Below are 2,401 nucleotides of genomic sequence, written 5' to 3' on the forward strand. Positions count from 1 at the left end.
TCAGCGCCGCCGCCATCGCCGCGCCGCCGCTGCCGATGACCGCGACGTGCAGCGGGACGCCGCCGCCGCCGCGTTGCGCGCGGCCCGCGTCGGCGACCGAGGCGCGATAGCCGAGCGTCGCGACCGTGGCCGCCAGGGCCTCGGAACTCACCCCCGCATCGGCCGCGATCTCCGCTCGGGCCTTCGGATAGGAGACGGCGGCCGAGCGCACGCCGGGGACGCGCTCCAGCGCCTCCCTCACGTGCGTGGCGCACGAGTCGCAGGTCATTCCGTCAATGCGCAGGGCGATCGCAGCGGTCACGGGTGCTGGCTCCTTAGCGCTTGACGGTGGACGGGTAGCCGGCACCCGCCGTCGCCTGGGTCAGGGCCGCGACCGTGGTCCTGGCGTCATCGTAGGTGACGACGGCCTCGCGCCTTTCGAAGCTGACGTCGGTTTTCTCGACGCCGGCGACCTTGGCGAGCGCCGTCTTGACGGTGATCGGACAGGCCGCGCAGGTCATGCCGGGCACCGCCAGGGTGACCGTCCTGGTCGCGGCCCAGGCGGGCGTGCTGAGCGCGCCCATCAGGGCGATCAGGGAGACGAGCTTCTTCATGGGGACTTCCTTTCAGTAGAACAGGGGCAGGACGTAGGGGAACGCCAGCGCGACCAGGACGAGCGCCGCGACGGCCCAGAAAATGACCTTGTAGGTGGTCCTGACCCTGGGCACGGCGCAGACCTCGCCCGGCTCGCAAGCCCGGGCCGGGCGGAAGATGCGGCGGTAGGCGAAGACCATGGCGACCAGCGCCGCGCCGATGAACAGCGGCCGGTACGGTTCCAGCACGGTCAGGTTGCCGATCCAGGCACCGCTGAAACCGAGGCCGACCAGGATCAGCGGGCCGAGGCAACAGGTCGAGGCCAGGATGGCGGCCAGGCCTCCGAGCGCCAACGCGCCCCGGCTGTCTTTGGATTCTGACAAGTAGATTCTCCTTCCGAACAACCTCGCCATGACGCTAGGAAACCGCCCCGTCGCGGTGCGGAGCGGGCGCGTTGCGCGGCGGCGCCGCCAGATCCCAGATCGCGACGGCCACCATCAAGGTCAGGCCGGGATAGAGGAGCCACGCCGTCGGCCAACCGCGGGTCGCCATGAGCACCGCCGCCGCAAGCACCAAGATCGGACCGATGACGCTCAACGCCATTCGCGCCCACCGGCGATGGCGAAGCCCGGCGACCGTGTTGGCGATGAGGGCGATCACGGCGAACAGCGGCAGGAGATAGCGAATGAAGACGCCTTCGTACTGGCTCAGAAAACCGAGACCCAGCGCGGCGCCGAGACTCGCGAGAGCCGGGAAGCACGCCGCACACCCCATGGCGGTGACAATCGAGCCGATGACGCCCGCCTTGTCGGCCGCGCGGGTGAGAGGATTCTGGATGGGCATCGGCATGGCCTCGGCGACTTCGGTGGAACCGTCGGAGCGAAGCTGTGGTCATGTCCACAGCTTGCCCCTGAGGGCTGAGGATCGTTAGATACGATCTGTAGCGACTACAGACTCAAGCCCTAAATTTGAGAGGCGCAGAGCAGCATGGCGGATACCGCGATCCAGATCGGCGAACTGTCCCGGCGCACGGGCTGCAACATAGAGACGATCCGCTACTACGAGCGGATCGGCCTAATGCCCGCGCCGCCGCGGCGGGGCCGCTACCGAAGCTATGGCGCTGGCGACGTGGGCCGGCTGGGCTTCGTGCGACGCGCCCGCGAGTTGGGTTTCACCCTCGATGAGGTCCGTGCGTTGCTCGGGCTTGCGGCCGGTGGCGAGGCTTCGTGCGCCGAGGTGCGCGTCCTGGCGTCGGCGCATCTCGGGGATGTGAGAGCTCGTATCGCCGATCTCAAGCGGATGGAGCGGGTACTGGCCGACTCCGTGCGGGCCTGCGACGCCGGACAGGATCCCGGCTGCCCCCTGATTGACGCTCTCTATGCGGAGCCGCGGCTCCCGCCGACTGGCTGTTAGTACACATCAGGTCGAAGGCCTCGCCGCCTTGCGCCATCGCCCCGGCGTCCGACGGGGCGACGGAGAGTCCGGCCCAGAACGCACGCGTCACCCGCTCTCCGACGTTCGCGATCCCGGTGCTCCTAGCCTCCGCGGCTGCCTGTTCCAGCCGCGTCCGCCCCGAGCTTGCCCAATTCGATGTCGAGCCCGCGACGGCCCTGCAGTCGCATCGATTGCGATCCGGAAAGGCCGTTCAATCCGAACAGACGCAATGACTGCGAACGCCGGGGTGTGGAATTTCAGAGGCTTACTGAGCCCGCCCAGTCGCAGTCAATTCGAGCACCGACAAATAGAGCGGCAACGTCGCCTGCCCCTCAGGTGACGAGGCGGCGTAGCTCACCAATGTCTGAGCTTGGGAGCCGGCGGGGATGCCGTG

5 protein-coding genes are annotated in these 2,401 nt (G+C 68.6%); 1 reads left to right on the forward strand and 4 read right to left on the reverse strand.

Features of this window, described 5'->3' with window-relative positions:
- From Q7T84_RS00230 to merC, 4 genes are all read right to left on the reverse strand, one after another.
- Positions 1–268: cation transporter (locus tag Q7T84_RS00230; protein WP_304805554.1), on the reverse strand; the 268-nt coding region annotated here is incomplete at its 3' end.
- 46 nt (positions 269–314) lie between these two features.
- A complete protein-coding gene (gene merP / locus Q7T84_RS00235) occupies positions 315–593 on the reverse strand; it encodes a mercury resistance system periplasmic binding protein MerP (protein ID WP_066680718.1) in 279 nt (92 codons plus the stop codon).
- Between the two features lie 12 nt (positions 594–605).
- A complete protein-coding gene (gene merT / locus Q7T84_RS00240; protein WP_066680720.1) occupies positions 606–956 on the reverse strand; it encodes a mercuric ion transporter MerT in 351 nt (116 codons plus the stop codon).
- Between the two features lie 34 nt (positions 957–990).
- A complete protein-coding gene (gene merC, locus Q7T84_RS00245) occupies positions 991–1,416 on the reverse strand; it encodes an organomercurial transporter MerC (protein ID WP_066680795.1) in 426 nt (141 codons plus the stop codon).
- Positions 1,417–1,560: 144 nt separating this feature from the next.
- Between merC and Q7T84_RS00250 the strand changes: the two genes are divergently transcribed.
- Positions 1,561–1,986: a helix-turn-helix domain-containing protein gene (locus tag Q7T84_RS00250; protein WP_066680721.1), complete on the forward strand. Its 426-nt coding sequence runs from the start codon at positions 1,561–1,563 to the stop codon at positions 1,984–1,986.
- Positions 1,987–2,401 lie beyond the last annotated feature (415 nt).

Source organism: Phenylobacterium sp. (assembly GCF_030654915.1).
In the GTDB taxonomy this organism is placed as follows: domain Bacteria; phylum Pseudomonadota; class Alphaproteobacteria; order Caulobacterales; family Caulobacteraceae; genus Phenylobacterium.

Bases quoted from the DNA above. Each gene is read 5' to 3' on its own strand.
- merP (WP_066680718.1), bottom strand. From the start codon at position 593: ATGAAGAAGCTCGTCTCCCTGATCGCCCTGATGGGCGCGCTCAGCACG.
- merC (WP_066680795.1), bottom strand. From the start codon at position 1,416: ATGCCCATCCAGAATCCTCTCACCCGCGCGGCCGACAAGGCGGGCGTC.
- Q7T84_RS00250 (WP_066680721.1), top strand. From the start codon at position 1,561: ATGGCGGATACCGCGATCCAGATCGGCGAACTGTCCCGGCGCACGGGC.